The sequence below is a fragment of the Bacillus sp. 165 genome (assembly GCF_017742235.1).
Taxonomy (GTDB): Bacteria; Bacillota; Bacilli; order Bacillales; family Bacillaceae_G; genus JAGHKQ01.
In genome coordinates this window covers 1-19,549 of sequence record NZ_JAGHKQ010000020.1, presented here as the reverse complement: position 1 = coordinate 19,549, position 19,549 = coordinate 1, and the positions used below count along the sequence as shown (strand labels likewise).

Annotated in this window: 15 protein-coding genes; 8 read left to right on the top strand and 7 right to left on the bottom strand. The window is 36.9% G+C overall.

Going from position 1 to position 19,549, the window contains the following annotated elements:
* The first annotated feature begins 3 nt into the window (after positions 1 to 3).
* The 7 genes from walK to rlmH all read left to right on the top strand — a co-directional run bounded on the left by walK (position 4) and on the right by rlmH (position 6,886).
* A complete protein-coding gene (gene walK / locus J7Q84_RS16910; RefSeq protein WP_209096266.1) occupies positions 4 to 1,833 on the top strand; it encodes a cell wall metabolism sensor histidine kinase WalK in 1,830 nt (609 codons plus the stop codon).
* Positions 1,830 to 3,173 (top strand): YycH family regulatory protein, encoded by a 1,344-nt coding sequence (locus J7Q84_RS16905; RefSeq protein ID WP_209096264.1) that lies wholly within the window; start codon positions 1,830 to 1,832, stop codon positions 3,171 to 3,173. Before walK ends, J7Q84_RS16905 begins: the two co-directional genes overlap by 4 nt.
* Entirely contained in the window at positions 3,160 to 3,957 is a 798-nt protein-coding gene (locus J7Q84_RS16900) for a two-component system regulatory protein YycI (protein WP_209096262.1), read from the top strand. The genes J7Q84_RS16905 and J7Q84_RS16900 overlap by 14 nt, the downstream gene beginning before the upstream one ends.
* A complete protein-coding gene (locus J7Q84_RS16895) occupies positions 3,954 to 4,748 on the top strand; it encodes an MBL fold metallo-hydrolase (protein WP_209096260.1) in 795 nt (264 codons plus the stop codon). The genes J7Q84_RS16900 and J7Q84_RS16895 overlap by 4 nt, the downstream gene beginning before the upstream one ends.
* 74 nt (positions 4,749 to 4,822) lie before the next feature.
* Positions 4,823 to 6,034, top strand: a complete 1,212-nt coding sequence (locus tag J7Q84_RS16890) for a S1C family serine protease (protein ID WP_209096259.1) — start codon at positions 4,823 to 4,825, stop codon at positions 6,032 to 6,034.
* Between the two features lie 128 nt (positions 6,035 to 6,162).
* Positions 6,163 to 6,351: a CxxH/CxxC protein gene (locus J7Q84_RS16885; RefSeq protein WP_209096258.1), complete on the top strand. Its 189-nt coding sequence runs from the start codon at positions 6,163 to 6,165 to the stop codon at positions 6,349 to 6,351.
* A gap of 55 nt (positions 6,352 to 6,406) precedes the next feature.
* Positions 6,407 to 6,886, top strand: a complete 480-nt coding sequence (gene rlmH, locus J7Q84_RS16880; protein ID WP_209096257.1) for a 23S rRNA (pseudouridine(1915)-N(3))-methyltransferase RlmH — start codon at positions 6,407 to 6,409, stop codon at positions 6,884 to 6,886.
* A gap of 348 nt (positions 6,887 to 7,234) precedes the next feature.
* On the opposite strand, the gene J7Q84_RS16875 is transcribed toward rlmH, so the two are convergent.
* The 3 genes from J7Q84_RS16875 to J7Q84_RS16865 form a co-directional block, all read right to left on the bottom strand.
* Positions 7,235 to 9,406, bottom strand: a complete 2,172-nt coding sequence (locus J7Q84_RS16875; protein WP_209096256.1) for a peptidase domain-containing ABC transporter — start codon at positions 9,404 to 9,406, stop codon at positions 7,235 to 7,237.
* Entirely contained in the window at positions 9,406 to 12,606 is a 3,201-nt protein-coding gene (locus J7Q84_RS16870; RefSeq protein ID WP_209096255.1) for a type 2 lanthipeptide synthetase LanM family protein, read from the bottom strand. The genes J7Q84_RS16875 and J7Q84_RS16870 overlap by 1 nt, the downstream gene beginning before the upstream one ends.
* A gap of 99 nt (positions 12,607 to 12,705) precedes the next feature.
* Positions 12,706 to 12,852 (bottom strand): type A2 lanthipeptide, encoded by a 147-nt coding sequence (locus J7Q84_RS16865; RefSeq protein ID WP_209096254.1) that lies wholly within the window; start codon positions 12,850 to 12,852, stop codon positions 12,706 to 12,708.
* A gap of 611 nt (positions 12,853 to 13,463) precedes the next feature.
* On the opposite strand from J7Q84_RS16865, the gene adhP reads away from it, so the two are divergent.
* Entirely contained in the window at positions 13,464 to 14,480 is a 1,017-nt protein-coding gene (adhP, locus tag J7Q84_RS16860) for an alcohol dehydrogenase AdhP (protein WP_209096252.1), read from the top strand.
* A 200-nt stretch (positions 14,481 to 14,680) separates the two neighbouring features.
* On the opposite strand, the gene ahpF is transcribed toward adhP, so the two are convergent.
* The 4 genes from ahpF to J7Q84_RS16840 form a co-directional block, all read right to left on the bottom strand.
* Positions 14,681 to 16,210, bottom strand: coding sequence for an alkyl hydroperoxide reductase subunit F (ahpF, locus tag J7Q84_RS16855; protein ID WP_209096250.1), 1,530 nt, complete (start codon positions 16,208 to 16,210; stop codon positions 14,681 to 14,683).
* A 12-nt stretch (positions 16,211 to 16,222) separates the two neighbouring features.
* Positions 16,223 to 16,786 (bottom strand): alkyl hydroperoxide reductase subunit C, encoded by a 564-nt coding sequence (gene ahpC, locus J7Q84_RS16850; protein WP_209096248.1) that lies wholly within the window; start codon positions 16,784 to 16,786, stop codon positions 16,223 to 16,225.
* A gap of 640 nt (positions 16,787 to 17,426) precedes the next feature.
* Entirely contained in the window at positions 17,427 to 18,671 is a 1,245-nt protein-coding gene (locus tag J7Q84_RS16845) for a sensor histidine kinase (protein ID WP_348519871.1), read from the bottom strand.
* Positions 18,672 to 18,712: 41 nt separating this feature from the next.
* Positions 18,713 to 19,393: a response regulator transcription factor gene (locus tag J7Q84_RS16840; RefSeq protein ID WP_209096244.1), complete on the bottom strand. Its 681-nt coding sequence runs from the start codon at positions 19,391 to 19,393 to the stop codon at positions 18,713 to 18,715.
* Between the last annotated feature and the right edge of the window lie 156 nt (positions 19,394 to 19,549).

The following is a 19,549-nucleotide window of genomic DNA, read 5'->3' as shown; positions in this document are numbered from 1 at the left end:
CCTATGAAAAAAGTCAGTTTTTTTCAATCTATTCATTTAAAGTTTGTTTTAATATATATGCTACTTATTTTACTTGCGATGCAAATTATTGGTGTGTACTTTGTGCAGGAGTTAGAGAAAAAACTGGTCAACAACTTTACAGATTCTTTAGAGCAGCGTACGAATCTATTAGCATATAACCTAAAGCAAGAATTTGCAAAGCGAGAAAAGGATGAAAACCTAGAAGATAATATTAGGGATCTGTTACAAAAGTTCACTTCCGACCGAAATGATGTGGTGAAAGAAGCGCGTGTTATAGATCCCAATAGCCGTGTACTTGCCACGTCTGACCCCTATAATCAAACAATTGTAGGAAAAAAAACGACGGAAGCTCTTGTAAAGCAGGCTCTTGTGCTAGGTCCTTCTTCTAAAGAACAGGTACAAAAAGACACGGGATACCGTATGCTTGTAACGGCTACTCCTATTGAGAGTAAGGATGGAAAAACTGAAGGGGTTATCTATACTATTGCTTCTATGGAAGATGTATATAATCAAATGAAGCAAATTAATCAAATCTTTGCTACAGGTACAGTAATTGCCTTAGTTGTAACTGCAGTGCTCGGGGCTTTATTAGCACAAACTATTACTCGTCCTATTTCTGATATGCGAAAGCAAGCATTGGAAATGGCTAAGGGGAACTATTCAAGAAAAGTAAAGGTTTATGGTCCTGATGAAATCGGGCAGCTATCGGTTGCATTTAATAATTTAGCAAAGAAATTACAGCAAGCACGTGCTTCTACAGAAAGTGAAAGACGAAAATTAACGTCTGTATTATCTCATATGACAGATGGAGTAATCGCAACAGATAGAAAGGGACGAATCATCTTATTAAATGATCCAGCAGAAGAGATGCTAAATGTTTCACGTGAAACAGCGCTCGATCAATCGATCCTAGACATATTAGGAATTCAAGAAGATTATACACTCGGATATTTGTTTGAAGAGCCTGATTCTGTTCTTCTAGATTTTAGTACCCGTGAACAGCCATATATTTTACGAGCTAATTTCTCCGTAATTCAAAAAGAAACTGGGAAAGTCAATGGTCTGATTGCGGTACTCTATGATGTAACAGAGCAAGAAAAAATTGATAGAGAACGAAGAGAATTTGTAGCAAATGTTTCACATGAACTTCGTACGCCGTTAACAACTATGCGGAGTTACTTAGAGGCCTTAAGTGAAGGTGCATGGCAGGATCCAAATATTGCTCCAAGCTTTTTGACTGTGACACAAGAAGAAACTGAGCGTATGATTCGTCTCGTTAATGATTTATTGCAGCTCTCTAAAATGGATAGTACAGAATACCATCTCATGAAAGATTGGGTAGATTTTACTGAGTTTTTCAACCATGTGATAGATCGTTTGGAGATGTCCAAGCATCAAAATGTGAACTTTAAACGGGCATTTTCAAAGAAGGAGCGCTTCGTTAAGATTGACGAGGATAAGATCACACAGGTACTGTATAATATTATTTCAAATGCATTGAAGTATTCTCCGGAAGGTGGGACCATCACCTACCGTATTCGTGAGCGCGGAGATGAAATGCTTGAAATAAGCATCAGTGACCAGGGGATGGGCATACCAAAAGAAAACGTAAATAAAATATTTGATCGTTTTTATCGCGTTGATAAAGCAAGATCTAGACAAATGGGTGGAACCGGCTTAGGTCTCGCTATTGCTAAAGAAATGATACAAGCACACGGAGGATTTATTTGGGCGAAGAGTGAGGAAGGAAAAGGTACAACAATTTACTTTACACTCCCGATGGAAAGTGAACAAGAGGATGAATGGGAATGAATATAGAGACATTTAAGGTCATTTTATTAACAAATCTAGTGTTAGTAAGCTTGGTTTTAACATATACGTTATGGACATATCAGCCTCACAATGAGGATGCCCAAAATACAAAATATATTCAAGATGTTGCTATTACTAATAAAAAAGAAGTTAACGACCTTCTTCTGCCTTCGCAAGCCATCTTCCATCAAAATGGTACACACCTTGTGAATGAACAGTTTTCCAGCATGAATAGTATGTATAAGTTAATAGAAAAGGGAGAGTTTCATGAATTTCGGGATTTATCATATGATAATGCTCCGAAACATCAGTTCCTCTCCTTTGTGCATGGAAAGGGTAGCTTTGAAATTATTTTTCCGGACGAAATACCATTAGAGACCGTTAAGAGAGCTTTAACAATAAAAGAAAAACATCTAGAATCCTATAACTTTGATCGTATTATCTTAGACATCGAAAAAAGCCAAGATGATAATATCAATACTTATTTTGTATCATATGAAGATCGTAAAGTGTATGAGATGACTTTACAAGGAGTTACTTTGAAAGAAGTACAGACAGCAATAAACCAGTTTAAGAAGAGTGATTCTTCCTATGCTTGCTTTATGTATGAAATAGATAAAAATAGAGCTGTTTTCCTGCCGAAAGAAAAGAAAGTGTTACAAAGAATGCTCTATGTCACAAGTGAATTACAAGCAGAAGTATTTAAGAATGCTCTCTTTACTAACCCTAAATATGTTAAAAAGAATATAACCGATATGGGAGAAGAGTATACTGATGGAACGAGATTGTTAAGTGTTGAAAAACATACACAGATGTTAGAGTATATTAACTCATCTATTACAAAACAAGATTATTTAGAGGGGGATACCCTTTTTCAGCGCAGCATGGATTTTGTAAATAGCCATGGAGGTTGGACAGATTCTTATCATTTTTATAAGATGGATTCTGACAAAGGAGGAGTATTGTATCGGTTATTTGTAGATGATTTACCTGTTTTTAACAACAGTGGTATGGCAACATTGCGGCAGGTTTGGGGAGCAGATGAAATAATCAGTTATCGTCGGCCGCTTTTTAAACTTTTATTGAAAAAAGAAGGGGATCAAGTAGAATTACCTTCAGGAACAGAGCTTATTCAGGTATTAAAAAAGGATCCGCAAAAGCAAGCAATACAAAATATACAATTAGGGTATGAACTGCAAAGAGAGCCTACACTCAGCGGAGATCGATTAATTGCTGTAAAATTAGAGCCTATTTGGGTTATTTCATATAAAAATGGCTATAAAAAGATTCAATTTGATGAAATCAAGAAGACAGGAGGAGATATCATTGGATTGGAGTAAAATAAAAAATATATTTATCATTACTTTCTTCATTTTTGATATCTTCCTTGCCTTTCAAGTTATACAGAAACAAAACCGAAATGAGCTGGATTTAATGATAGAGACCAGCGTAGAAGATCAGTTAGCAGCTGATGACATTAAGTATGTGAATTTACCAAAAGAGCCTAAAAAAGAGGTATATATCACGGGGAAAAATAAAGAATTCAATAACAGTGAATTGGCAGCACTAAAAAATCAGAGTGCGTTGATTATTAATTTTACTACACTTCAAAGTAAATTAAAGAATGCTGTTCAGCTTCAGGGTCATAATAAGGGTGCTTTTTTTGAAGAATTTCTGCGTACATACGTATTTGAAGGAGTTAAATACAAGTATTGGAAAACAGATGAAAGAACAAGAACAGTATATTTTTTTCAGCAATATAATGGAAAAAATATATTTGTGAGCCCATTGATTTTAAAATTAAATGAAAAAGATGAAATTGTTTCCTACAAACAAACCGTACTTAGAGATATAGAGAAAATGGGCGGGGATAATGAAAAACAAGAGATTATTACAGCTATTAAAGCATTAGAAACACTGTATTTAAAAAATGAATTGAAACCAGGAAGCAAGGTAACGAAAGTGGAGCTTGGCTATTACACAGTGGTTCCTTTGTCTTCCGGTGTACAGGTGATGGCACCTACATGGCATTTTGAAGTAAATGATAAAGAAGATTATTTTGTAAATGCAGTAGAAGGACAAATTATAAAAGAGCAAAATATACAATGGAGTGAAGTCAAATGAGTTTGCATTTTAGTGTACTTGCAAGCGGAAGTACAGGAAATGCGGTTTATGTAGGTACAGAGAACCAAAAGCTGTTAGTAGATGCAGGGCTGAGTGGAAAAAACACTGAAGCCCTTTTTAAGCAAGTAGAGATAAATATAAAAGATCTTGCAGGTATTCTAGTAACACACGAACACAGTGACCATATAAAAGGAGTCGGAATAATTGCTCGAAAGTACAATCTGCCAATCTACGCAAATGAAAAAACGTGGGCAGCTATGGAACCGCTGATTGGACAAGTATCTACAGACCAAAAGTTTATTTTCCCTACCGGGACAACCAAAGCATTCGGAGATCTTGAGGTAGAGTCATTTGGTGTTTCTCATGATGCAGCAGAACCTATGTTTTATGCCTTTCATCATAATGGGAAAAAGCTAACCTTAATTACAGATACAGGATATGTAAGTGATCGTATGAAAGGCATCATTAAGGGGTCAGATGTTTTTATTTTTGAGAGTAATCATGATGTAGAAATGCTTCGAATGGGTCGTTATCCATGGAGTATAAAACGTAGAATTTTAAGCGATGTTGGGCATGTTTCAAATGAAGATGCAGCATTGGCAATGGCAGATGTCATTACTGATAATACGAAACATATTTACTTAGCACACCTTAGTCTCGATAATAACATGAAAGAGCTTGCGAAAATGTCAGTGACACAAGTACTTGAAAGCAAAGAGATTGCCGTTGGACAGCAGCTTTATATTCATGATACGGATCCGAAAATACCGACAAAAATTTCGTATGTATAATCTCTCTTTTTAGTGAACACTACAAGAGAATGATACATACTTATGGATGTTTTCGGAAGGACAGGTGACCTTGCATGGAGTTCTACGATGAACAGGACGAACAAGAGAAAAACGTTGAAAAGAAACGGCATATTCCCAAAAATATTTTAATGTCAGGATTTGCCGGGGCTGTAATTGGAGCAACACTTTTTGCCTTTGCTATTCCAACTTTCTCTAAAATAGGCTTGATTGAGGAAAACTCGCCAATACAAGCAAGTGAAGCCAGGAAGTATCAGGCATCATCTTTACAAGAAAAACTCGTGAATATAAATGTTAAATCAGGCTTTATTGATGCTGTAGATAAAGCTTCTGAAGCAGTTGTCGGAGTTATCAATATACAAACGGACAGTTTTTCTGAAACTGATGCAGAGGCTGGAACGGGCTCTGGAGTTATTTATAAAAAGGAGAATGGAAAAGCATTCATTGTTACTAATCATCACGTTATTGAGGGAGCGAAGCGAATAGAAGTAAGCTTGAGTGACGGAAAAAAAGTACACGCTTCTATTTTAGGAAGTGACATTGTCACTGATTTAGCTGTTTTACAAATAGATGAAAAGCATGCCCAAAAAGTAATTGAAATCGGGAATTCAGGTGAAGTGAAACGAGGAGAACCAGTTATTGCTATTGGTAATCCTTTAGGACTAGAGTTCTCAGGTACAGTGACACAAGGAATTATTTCTGCAAATGAACGCGTTCTTCCTGTCGATCTAGATAACGATGGTCACTATGATTGGCAAGTAGAAGTACTTCAAACGGATGCAGCTATTAACCCAGGTAATAGCGGAGGTGCCCTTGTAAATGTAGGTGGTCAATTGGTTGGAATTAATTCCATGAAAATTTCGGCTGAAGGGGTAGAAGGAATCGGATTGGCGATTCCTATTAACAGAGCAATGCCTGTCATTCAAGAGCTTGAGGAAACAGGTAGTGTGAAACGTCCGTACTTTGGGGTAGAATTACGATCATTGAATGAAATACCATCATACTATTGGGATGAAACTTTACAACTGCCGAGCAGTGTTACAGATGGAGTATGTATATTAGATGTACGCAGCCCATCTCCAGCTGCACAAGCAGGTCTTAGAGAGTATGATGTGCTTGTAGAAGTAGACGGCAAGCCTGTTCGAAACATTATCGAGTTTCGTACTGCTTTGTATAACAAAAAAATTAATGATACAATGAACATTGTATTTTACCGTGGGACAAAAAAGGAAAAGGCAACTGTAAAGCTCGGAGCTGAAAAGTATTAACAACTGGCAGGAGGGGCCTCCCTTCTGCTTTCTTTTATGTTACTAAGAAAAATATTTATAAGCATATGTAAAAAAAAGCAAGACGAGCACACTAAGAAAAAGACTATATAATAAAGTGAGGGACAAAAATGGACATTAAATGCTGTGGTGAACATGTTGATTTAGCATTAGATATGATTGTAGATGAATTTGAGGAGGCACCATTTATCCACAATGTGGATAATAACAATGACTCATCAACAACATGTCAATTTTGTCAAAATACGGCGATATATGTTGTATCGAACACAAATTCCTATACAACATGTGGACAGTGATTGTGGATATGTTGATAACTTTTGTGGATAACGTGTTTGTAAGGTGGGGATACATGTGAATATCTCAATTATTTCAATTGGGAAATTAAAAGAAAAATACTTAAAACAAGGAATTGACGAATATTTAAAACGGTTATCCTCATACGCAAAAGTAGAAATTATTGAATTGTCTGATGAAAAAGCGCCAGAAAATTTAAGCGAAACAGATATGGAGATCGTCAAACATAAGGAAGGAAGCAGAATTTTAGAAAAAATAGCTGATGATGCTCATGTGATTGCGCTTGCTATAGAGGGAAAAGCAAAATCTTCAGAGGAATTAGCGAAAGATATGGATCGTCTAGCTACATATGGGAAAAGCAAAGTTGCATTTGTTATAGGAGGATCTCTTGGACTTAGCAAGGATGTTATGAAACGTGCAAATGACACCCTCTCGTTTTCAAAAATGACCTTTCCTCATCAGTTGATGCGATTGATTTTAGTAGAGCAAATTTATCGTGCGTTTAGGATTAATCGGGGAGAACCGTATCATAAGTAAATGAGGTTTTCTCATGTATTGAGGGGGCCTGCATTGAGGTTATGTTGGATATCATCAGGTTACTTTTTTATAAACATTCAATGAGCCATTACGCTTGATAAATTTCACCATATTGCTATAAAAACAGGAACCCAAATAGTAAGGGTTCCTGTCTATAATTATGAATACATTTTTCTCTATTTGTTGCAATAATGTCTAAGAGCAGGCTCACATAATCAATGTTTTCTCCATTTGAATCAATCACATTCTTATATCAGTAAAAGCTTCTTTTTAATCGCTAAATGAACAGATGCCTTTTAGGCAATTGTTGATTGAAAATCAATAACAGTTTATTGATGAAAACACCTCTTAGTTCTGCTGTTCCTCGCGAAGTTTCGTTTGGTAAAAATAAGAATAATATCCATTTCTACTTAGCAGTTCACCGTGTGTTCCTTGTTCAACAATACATCCTTGGTCCATAACAATAATGCGATCAGCATTAATAATCGTGCTTAATCGATGAGCAATTATTATTTGTGTGCATGGTAATTTTTGTATATTATCATAAATACGCCTCTCTGTAATCTGGTCCAATGCACTGGTAGCCTCATCGAGCAATAGAATAGCAGGCTTATGGACAAGTGCCCTGGCCAAAGCAATTCGTTGTCTTTGGCCCCCTGATATATTTGAACCCGATTCCGAAAGCTTTGTTTCATATTTCATTTGCATCTTCATAATGTCATTGTGGATCTCAGCAAGTTGAGCTGCTTCTATTATCTGTTCAGTAGATAAATTTGTCTTGTGTAAAGCAATATTTTGATAAACAGTGCGGTGAAACACCACTGAATTTTGCATTACAACCCCTATCTGCTGCCTTAAGGTTGCCTTTTCTAATGTATGAATATCTTGACCGTCAAAAAAAATCGTTCCATCAGTTGGCAGATAAAGTCCTAATAAAAGAGATGCTAATGTGCTTTTACCAGACCCTGATGGTCCTACAATAGCCACAATTTCACCTGGATAAATATGCAAAGATAGATTACGGATCACATTTTGACTATATGGACTATATTTGAAACTGATATTATGCAGTTCGATATCACCCTGTAATTTAATTGATTCGGTTACAAGTTGATCATCTTGTTCAAGTGGCGCATCAAGAATATCTAAAATGCGCCTAAAATAAGTACCCATAACAATCATTTGATTTACTGTTGATACAATGGAAGTTAAAGGAACTAAAAAACTTATTGCTAAAGTATTAAAGGAGAACATCTCACCAAGTGTCATTTTCCCCGAGAGTACCTGGTTCGTTCCAAGCCAAAGCAAGAGTAACGGCGCGAGAAATCGTAATGTTTGCATGGCAGTGTCCACATAGGCTTCTGTATACCCCCGCTTTCTTGCAGCATTAATTTGTTCTTGAAATAGTTGGGACCATCGATTAAACGTAAGCCGTTCTGCCCCTTCCGCCTTCACAGCCAGAATCCCATGCAGCACTTCTGCCAAATAGCTCGAGGCAGTCGTTTGACGCAAAAGCTCTTCCTGTGACAAGCGTTTAATTCGAGAACTACTAAACAAAAGTATCAAGATTTGAATGATGCCAATTAAAACAACATAACAAGTTAATAAAGGAGATTTACTTATCATATAAAATAAAAAAATGAAGAGTAAACTACTATCTAGTATTATTGAAACGGTTCGTGTCGAAAGAATCTCCCTTACAATCATATTACTATTGGCACGCAAGATAAGATCTCCGCTAGTTCGTAGTTGAAAGAAATAGTAAGGAAGCCTTAAAAGCCTGTCAAAAAAACGACTCATTAAGCTCCAATCCAACCGATTTTGTAAGGTAACAAGGAAACGAGCCCGAAGTAAGGTAACCAGTAAGTGAACAATTAGTAAGCCGACCATTCCTAGTAGTAAACCATTCATAATCGAAGTATTTTTAGGAAGAATGACATGATCAATGAGGTACTGAGTCACTACAGGTGTAACCAGTGCTATTAATTGAACAAAAATGGACCAAATTAAGATGGAAGTCACTAACCCTGCTTCGCTAAATAAAAAATGAATATATTGGAGCCAGATGCTATTCCCTTTACATCTTGTAAAGGAAGACCCTGGATTAAGAAGTAAAGCGGTTCCAGAGAAATCTTGCTGTAAGTCTTCTTCACTAACTACCATTCTACCAACATCTGGATCTACGATATATATTTTGCTTTTATTCTTTTTTTCTAAGACAACAAAATGGTCATTCTTCCAGTGTAAAATAGCTGGAACAGGAATACTCCCCAACTGATCAGAACTAAGTTTAATACCTTTCGTTTCCATACCCAATGATTGCGCAATATTTTTTAGTATTAGCAGGTTGGTTCCGTCTCTCCCTCCACCTCCTCGATCTCGTAGATCCGATAAAGGAATTTCATTTTTATAATAAGAAAAGACCATGGCCAAACAACATAAACCACATTCCGATTGCTCCATCTGTTCAATAAATGGTACCCGAAAACGTTTTTGAAAAAACCCCCATGTTGGTTTCATCAATCAGGTTCTCTCTTTTTGTTAATTGGGGAACCTAATGTAAGTATAGAGGGAACGATTTCAGGATGGGCTAAACGCAAAAGTCCGTATCCTATTCCAGCCATTCCAATCATAAGGCTTGGGGTTTCATCTTCTTGTGGAATTCCGCAAGACCATCCCCTTGCTTTTGATTCCAAAAGTGCACTAGTACCATATTTAAGCGCTTTCTCTATCCATTCCTGATTTTCTAGTTCCATTCCTGCAGTTAAAAGTACATCTGCGTTTCCAAAGTCCCCGTGACAAAGACAATGGCTTCCCCCAAAGCCTTCTTTCATGGTAGTGTTGATTCCCGTCAAAATATCATGAAGGATGCAGTCATCTTTCACATTCCTATAGGACATCAGTCGCCCTAAAGCAATTCCAGCCGCTCCATGACACCATTTGACAGTTAAACCAAAATCCCCACGGTTGTCTTCGGCACGAATATCTCTCCAATTTCCATCCTCGGTATCAAATAAGGTTCGCTCAAACTCTAAAGCCTGCTGTCCAGCTTGCAGATAACGTTCATCTTTTGTTTTGCCATATAGCTCCATCAATGCCCATGAAATTCCTGCTGCACCATGGGCCAATCCAGCAATTGGATAAAAACCGTCTATTTCAAACGACCACCCTATTCCTTTCTCTGTCTTCTTAGCACTCCTAAGTAAGTGGTCTCCACACTTTTTCGCAATTTTTAACGCCTTCGTGGACCCAGTAATATCATGCAATCGTAAAGCGACTATTAAAGTTCCTGCAGAACCAGCCACCACATCATATAGACGATCTTTTTCAATAAGGGGTTCTATTATTTCTAACTGGGCAAGCGCAACCGCCATCAACTGATCATCTTCCCACAAGATTGAAAGATGACTGAAAACATATGCAATAGATGCAAAACCATGGAATGCAGAGAGTGATTCGATAGTGTCCATATGATCGATAAATTGATAGGCAGTTTTCAATGAAGCTTTTGCAATATATTTGTATTTTTCAATACCGCTTACTTTATGCAAATATGCATAAAACAACGCCATCCCTAGAATGCCATCGTACAGACTAATATCTAATGGTGAAAAAATCCATTTTTCATTTTCATCTGCTCCTAGACCAATCCAACAAACATCTTGGCCATCTTCACCCCAAATTGCGCTTTGTTCTAATTTATTTCCTATTTCGATGGCTGCAGCCAAAAAATCTTCATGGCAAACTGGACGTTGGGCTTCACTAAGTAAAGGAGAGGTTTTCTTCAACTTCCCTTTATTAACCATCATGATCATTGAATTGCGGATATACTTTATTTGTTTTGAGCAATCTTCTATACTTAGTCCGTTCAAACATTGGATTGTATAATCTAAACTGGAACGATTGTAAAAGTTTCTAATCACCTTTCCTTTGCTGTCCCATACATCACGAGAATTAACTCTTGTATAGAAAATGGGAATATCTCCTTGAAGCAAATCAGATGTCTCAGATGAAACAAGACGTACCATGGCTGGTAGATGTTCAACAATCCTCCACATAAAATCAAATAGCTGAACTCGCTGCAAACCTTTCGCCAAATAGTTAGGATGCAGACTTGCTTGCAGCATAGTACCATAGGCTTGCGTATCACGAAATATAGCTCGAACATTGTCATTAGCAAAAGCATAAATAGGACCATTTTCCAATAAAAGCGACTTTCGATTCTTCATTAGCAAGTGATAGATATGGGAAAAACCTTGTGTCACTTGATCAATATACTCTTCTGCTAATACAGGTTCACCCTTTAGAAGGGGTCTGTTTTGCCTTCCTTTTAAAAATCCTGGCTTTTTTACCATTCTCATTCGATCTGTACGTATGTCTTCAAAGCCGTAGACAGGTTTTGGTAATCTTTGACCAGCATACCCGCCAATACCGCTTATCTCTAATCTTTGGAATCCTCTAGATTTAAACAATGAAACAGGTAACATTCCTGTTCCAAGGACAGAACTCATTAATTCATCAGATGCTTTATGCAGTGCTGTTTTCTTATCTTGTTTTATCGGAAATTTATTATGGAAGACTGCTTCCAAATCAACAATATAAGGGAATTCTCCGGAAGCAATTATATTTTCAAAGTGAAGATCTGTTGCATTCAATAGATAAAGTACAGCCAAATATCCTCCGAATCTCTGGTAATAGCGCTGTACCTGTTTTTCATTCAGACACTCTTTTACTTCTACAAATTCTTCCCAGCCATAGGTTTGTCGGTCTAAAATCGTCAATTCTTGAAAAGTGGGATTTGCACCTTTCTCATTTAACCAGCGAAGCAGCATTTGAAAGTGGGAATCAACTGATAATGAGCGGGGCTTATATAACAGTCGAACTCCAGAAGCAAAGCAAAACATCATAACACTTTTTCCACCATTATGTTGATCGCCCTTTAATTCGATATCAACTAATTGAGTAAAATCTTTCAAAAAAATCTTCTGGATTTCTTTATAATCGTTTAGAAACCGTTCCATTGCTTCTTTTATGACTGTGAAAACTCCATTCGTACATTCTGCCAGCAACCTTGCGAGTGTTGGATATTTTTCAAGAAATTTCAATATATCTTTTTTATCCGTAATTCGTGTTTTTACAAAATATTTAAATCTACTTTCAGGTGAATCACCCTTAAGATTATTTTCATTTCGGGCCATATGAAGTTCAACTATAAGCATACGGCCAGATAGACTTAACAAATTTTGATACATATGTCTTAAGAGGGAAGCAATGATGGATTCTTTTTTAAAAGGAAGATCACAATACTGCAATTCCCATTCCTCAAATTGTCGTAATAAACGCTGTTTTCCCCAAACTAAAAAGGGAACAACAAATTGGAAAAATGGTGCATCATTATGTACCTTCTCAGAAATGTCCAAATGTGTAAGCGTTCCATTCGTTGAAAAAAAGATTTCATACAATAAATCCAACCAATTTAATATAGCATCATCTTTTGGAACCCCAACTTGCGAAAGAATCCCCATAAATGCCGATTTATGAAGCCCGTCTTCTTTTAATCTAAATTCAAGTAATTCATCCGAAAGCCCAGTCCTTTTGCACCAATTTTGAACTTGCTTAATGGCATCTTTTTCGTTTTCTGTTTGACAATATGCACGTTCTGTTAAATACAAAGATTCTCTCCATTTGTCTATTTCAAAAACCGCAGTTTTCAATTTCATTTTGTCATTCACTCTTTTCTTGGTTTTCATTAAAAATAGGCAGGTGTATACCCCTGCCTATTTTTTAACTAAAAGCCCCTATTTTAGAAACGTAAGAAATTAACCACAGCACCAAAAAGTAGCTGCAGGACAGTCTAATGTTACAGTTTTGATCCATCCAGGACCTGGTCTGGCGCCACCTGCAATTTCTGCCAATTCCTCATCACTCAATGAATCTACTACCATTTCTAATTTAATTTCCTCCATAAACCTCTATCCCCTCTCTATTTATTGTTTGAATTTTCAGTTTTTATATTATGAAAATTCTTATATTGAAAGCTGGCCAGCTATTCAATCCTGCATAAATTTTTCAGGATTTTATGGTACTTTTTATTCATATGATTCTCTTTATAAAATGAATACAAATTTATAACGTCCCCAAAATAATTTTTTATGACCTTTAGTTCTTTAGCTACATTAAAAAAAATCCATATGAAGAATCAGGGGAGAATAGAAACTGCCAGTATAATAGATGAGGTGAACCTTATCATAAATAAATGGAATTTTTCTAGAGAAATAAAACAGTGCCAGTCCAGAATATGGTGGCACTGTTTTCATTTATGCTGCTATCAATTTGGTATGGCAATAATAGCTTCATTAACAAAACGGGTACAATTCTAAAACGAAGAATTAGTGCGTATGTTGATTTCTGATGTTTTACTTAGACCAATTGCTTTTTCAATTTGAATTTCCAAACAAAATCTGAAGGTAATAGAAAATAAAACAGGCTCGAACATATTACATATTAAAGTCTGTCTATGTTTATACTACCTAATCAGGAGTAGCATTTTATTATCAAAGAATAAAGGAGTTTGAAAATGAAAGCAGCTATAGTGAAACAATTTAAAGAAAAGCTAGAAGTGCAAGATATCCCGAAGCCAAAGCCAGGTCCAAAAGAAATATTAGTACATATACAAGCTTGTGGAGTTTGTCATACAGACTTGCATGCTGCTCATGGTGATTGGCCAGTTAAACCCAAACTCCCTCTTATACCTGGACATGAAGGTGTTGGGATTGTAGAAGAAGTAGGCGAGGGAGTTACACATTTACAAGCAGGAGACCGAGTAGGAATTCCGTGGCTATACTCGGCTTGCGGGCACTGCGAATATTGTCTTACAGGACGAGAAACTCTTTGTTTGGACCAAGAAAATGCAGGCTATTCTGTGGATGGTAGTTATGCAGAATATGCAATTGCGGCTGCTGATTATGTGGTGAAAATTCCAGAAAATCTAGACTTTATCGAGGCAGCCCCTCTATTTTGTGCAGGTGTGACTACGTATAAAGCATTAAAAGTATCGTGCGTAAAACCAGGTGAATGGGTAGCTATTTTTGGTGTTGGAGGATTAGGCCATCTTGGTGTGCAGTACGCGAAAGCAATGGGTATGAATGTAGTGGCCATTGACACGTCTGATGAAAAGATGGAACTTGCAAAACAACTTGGAGCTGACAAAGTAGTAAATGCGTTACAAGAAGATGCGGCAGAATGGATTCATAGAGAAATTGGTGGTGTACACGGCGTTGTTTGTACAGCGGTAGCAAAAAAGGCATTTGACCAAGCTTATCGTGCTATACGCCGGGGCGGCACTTGCGTCATGGTTGGACTACCTCCAGAATCAATGGACGTTCCGATTTTTGATACAGTGTTAAATGGAACAAAGGTAGTCGGGTCCATTGTTGGCACTCGAAAAGACTTACAAGAAACCTTGCAATTTGCATCAGAAGGAAAAGTGAAATGCATCATTGAAACTCGAAAATTAGAAGAAATCAATGAGATATATGATCAAATGTTGGAAGGTAAGATCAACGGGCGAATAGTCATTGACATGAATAAATAAAACGAGAGTATACCCTTAAGATGAGACCGAGATTTTAATATTAATTACTTATTATTGAAAAGAGAACCCTAGGCTAGCCTAGGGTTCTAGTATATTTTAAAAAACTAGTTTGTTTTGAACTTAACTAAATGTTGTCCAAAATAGTGGCTCAAATCTACACTTAAATTGTAGTGCTCAATCGTACAGGTCTTATTTTTATATTAATTTCGGATGAGATAATCGAATGCACCTAATGCTGCTGTAGCACCTGATCCCATAGATATAATAATTTGTTTATATGCACTATCTGTACAATCTCCTGCAGCAAACACCCCAGGTATGCTTGTAGCACCATGTTTATCTACAATGATCTCGCCAAAACGAGTACGTTCAAGTGTGCCATCTAACCAATCGGTATTTGGTACAAGACCAATTTGAACAAATACACCTTCGAGTTCAATGTGATGCGTTAGTTCTGTGTCACGGTCAATATAAGAAATGCCATTTACTTTATCAGTACCAGTAATTTCTTTTGTTTGAACGTTCTTCAAGACTGTTACATTTGGCAGGCTATACAGGCGACTTTGTAGTACAGCATCAGCTTTTAGCTCTGACATAAACTCAAGCACTGTTACATGCTTTACGATACCTGCTAGATCAATAGCAGCCTCAATACCAGAATTACCGCCTCCAATTACTGCTACATGTTTTCCTGTAAATAATGGGCCATCACAATGAGGGCAATATGCTACACCTTTATTCTTAAATTCTGCTTCACCTGGGACACCAATATTACGCCAACGAGCACCTGTTGAAAGGATTACGGTTTTACTCTTTAGAATCGCTCCATTTTCGAGTTCAATTTCAACAAGATCCTTCTTTTCTAAACGCTTGGCGCGCTGTAAATTCATTACATCAATGCCATTTTCTTTAACATGTTCTTCAAGGCTTGCTACAAGCTTTGGACCTTCAGTATATTTCATACTTATAAAGTTCTCGATGCCTATGGTATCCATAACTTGACCGCCAAAGCGTTCAGCTATAATGCCTGTACGAATTCCTTTTCGTGCTGCATAGATTGCTGCACTTGCTCCAGCTGGTCCGCCGCCAACCACAAGTACATCGTAAGGGTCCTTATCTGCAAGCTCTGATACATCCGGTCCATTCCCCATTTTGGCAAGGATTTCTTCAAGTGTCATGCGACCACTACCAAAGGATTCTCCATTTAGAAAAACAGTTGGTACTGCCATGATGCCTTTATTTTCTACTTCCTCTTTGAAAGCTGCACCGTCAATCATTGTATGCGTAATGCCTGGGTTGAGAACGCTCATTAAGTTCAGGGCCTGTACAACATCAGGACAGTTATGGCAGCTAAGACTAATGTAAGATTCAAAGTGGTAGCTACCCTCTATTCGTTTAATTTGATCAATTATCTTTTGATCCACCTTTGGGGCTCTCCCACTAACTTGTAGTAAAGCCAATACTAATGAAGTAAATTCGTGTCCTAGAGGAATACCAGCAAATGTTAATCCAGTGTCTTCGCTGATACGATTCACACTAAAGCTTGGTGTTCGCTGTAATTGTGTTTTCTCTAGCTTAATATTGGATGACATGGTGGCTAGTTCGTCTACCAACACCAGTAAATCACGAGATATCTGATCAGATCCTACGCTTACTTTGAGTAGAACATCCCCTTCCATAAGCTGAAGATATTGGGCTAATTGTGCTTTTATATCCGTATCTAATAACATGGAATGTACTCCTTAAATTTTTCCTACAAGATCAAGGCTAGGTTTAAGTGTTGCAGCACCTTCTTGCCACTTAGCTGGGCAAACTTCTCCTGGATTGTTGCGAACATACTGTGCCGCTTTAATTTTGTTTACAAGAGTGCTTGCATCACGACCAATACCGTCTGCATTAATTTCAACAGCTTGAATGAAACCGTCTGGATCGATGATGAAAGTGCCGCGATCAGCAAGTCCTTCTTCTTCATTTAATACGTTAAAGTTACGAGAAACTTTTTGTGAAGGATCACCAATCATAATATACTCAATCTTGCCAATCGTTTCTGAGCTATCATGCCATGCTTTATGAGTAAAGTGTGTATCTGTGGAAACAGAGTACACTTCTACACCAAGTTCTTTCAGAGCTGCATATTGATTTTGTAGATCTTCTAATTCAGTAGGGCATACAAATGTAAAATCTGCTGGATAAAAACATACTACACTCCATTTGCCTTTAAAATTTTCTTCGCTAACAGTAATGAAATCTCCGTTATGAAAAGCTTTTGCTGTAAAAGGTTTTACTTCTTTTCCAATTAATGACATGATAAATTTCCTCCTAAATAGTTTGATTATGTTTAATAGAGTTTTTTAGGAAATATCCTATATTTAATTAACACAAACTAAATTATAATAATTCTAATTAGAAATTAATTATCATATAGTATTTATTGTTTTGTCAAGTGTAATATAATTTATTGATTTATCTTAATTTTCTATCGTAATCTTCAGTTATTTATATTTGAAGTATTTAATTTAGTTTGAAACGTGAGGCAGCGCCATAGAAATCAAGCAAATGTTGCTTTAAATGGGTGATAGAGAACCGTATCATAAGTAAATCGAACTCAATCATAAATAAGGGACTGAATCAGAAAGCACGTAAATGCTTTTTGATTCAGTCCTTTTAAGATTGTATATTATGACTAGCGGGGATTAAATTGATTAAGCTGTAAAATTACCATCATAGCTTAACACAATCACTGATTTTACTCCTTCGATGGAAGAACTATTATTGATAAAGCTCCCATCATTCAAGTTCATTGCTTTCATATCCATTAGTCTCCTCTGTGTATTGTTCTATGATTGACATTACGAAAAATAAACTTTACAAAAGAATAGGTATTTTAAGATTGGTGCAGTTCCTCTTCTGATCTACATAAAAAAGAAGATCACTTTGAGTGATCTCCTACTTTGGCAGCTTAACTTTAAAGATGGTTCCTTTAGGTTGGTTTGGAAGGGCTTTTATTGTGCCGTTATGCTGTTCAACAATCCACTGGGCAATAGATAATCCCAAACCAACTCCGCCCGATTCACGTGTACGCGCTTTATCTTCACGGTAAAACCGGTCAAAAATTTGCTTCCTATTTTCTTCTTTAATACCTATTCCCGTATCACTTACCTCTAGAACAACTTTTTGATCCTCTAAATATGTCTTTACACCAATGCTGTCGTGTTCACCTGTGTACTTGAGGGCATTATCCAGCAAAATAACCAGAAGTTGATGAATTCGAACTTCATCTGCCTCCATTTGAATATCACAATTTAAATTTAGACAAAAGTACTTATCTTGAGATTCTGCAATTTCCTGATAAGGAATGCAGATATTTTGGATAAAGGAATCGACTTGGAAGGGCTGCTTTACCACCTGTGTTTCCGCAGAATCTGCTCTAGCCAATGTGAGCAAATCGGATGTAAGCTTAGACAGCCGTCGTGTTTCTGCCAAGCTGAGTGCAATATTTTCAAATTTACTCGCTATTTTCTCCTGCGGTGCTGTAAGAAGAAGCTCTAGTTTGTTCTGAATGATGGTCAATGGAGTCCTCAGTTCGTGTGAAGCATTTTCAACGAATTCTGTTTGCTTATTCCATGATTGGATAATTGGCTGCATCATTTTTTTGGACAAAATATAACTTGCGGAAATCGATAGAACGATGAAAATCGCAGAACAAATGATAATGAGTTTGCCAAAATTATTAAGGATCGTCTGTTCTGCGTCGACGTTAATAAGGAGTTGCTTATAGGCAATATTATCATTTTCATTTGTATCTTTATAAAGAATATATCTGAAATTATACAAACCATCGATTACCGTCATCGTAATTTTGTCAATGTTTGTTTTATCGAGTTTGTAATCCTGCAGATAGTTTTCATAGAACACTGTCCCAATTTCATCTTTATTCAAGATTTGGCCGTCTTTATTCCAATGGACTATCATTATACGGGGATTTGGATTGTTCTGTCGTTCGTTTAGGGGACCTGAAGGTTTCTGTGGCAGTGGCGACTTTATATCCCCCTCTGGGTGGTCAGCCATATTCTCTCTAAACGACAACAGTTCCGTATCTGTTTTCGAAAATAATGTACTTTGGACTTGATTGAAAATAATAACGCCAAAAATCGTAAAAATGAAGGTAAACGCTAGGAGATTAAGAATCATGAACTTCAGCTGCTGATGCCGAAAAATCTTTCTTTTAAACATTAGCTTTCACTTTCTTCCGACAGCATATAGCCTAGACCCCGGAATGTCTTGATATAGTTGTCATAGCCATACTTCTTTAGGCTTTTTCGTAAGTTACTTGCATAAACTTCCACGACAGTCGTCGAAGTATCGGACTCAAATCCCCAGATTCGGTCAAAAATCTGCTCTTTCGTTAAGATGGTATTTTTATTGTTTATCAAATACTCAAGCAGGTCAAACTGCTTGCCATTTAACTTTACGGATTCACCATGTACCTCAGCGGTCTTATTTTTTAAATTAAGCTTCAATTCTTTGAAGGAAAGTATGTTTTCTTTAAGATTACCCCCTGCTCTTCTTACCAATGCTTCCAGTCGCAAAAGCAGTTCCTCACGATGGAAAGGCTTCACCATATAATCATCAGCTCCGACCTTGAATCCCTGAATTTTATCATCAATCCCATCTTTGGCTGTCAGCATAATGACAGGAGTTTCAATATTGATTTTCCGCAATTCTTTTAAAACCTCATAGCCATTCATTCCAGGCATCATAATGTCTAATATGATGACATCAAATATATTTTGCTCGGCTAAAAAAAGGCCTTCTTCACCGTCGAAGGCCTGCTCTGTTTCGAACAAGTCTTCAGTTGTCTCACGGATTGTTTCTGAAAGGTTTTTATCATCTTCAATAATCAATAGTTTCATTTGCTATCCTCCTTTTCTTCAAGAGAGTTCGGGTTAACCCCCTAAATTTGGACACTTGCTTGCTAAAATCACACCTATTCTCAAAATCTCTATAAATTGCTCATGTTTGCTTGCGAAGGCAATCCAATCAGATTCCCTCGCAAGAACTTATACCCG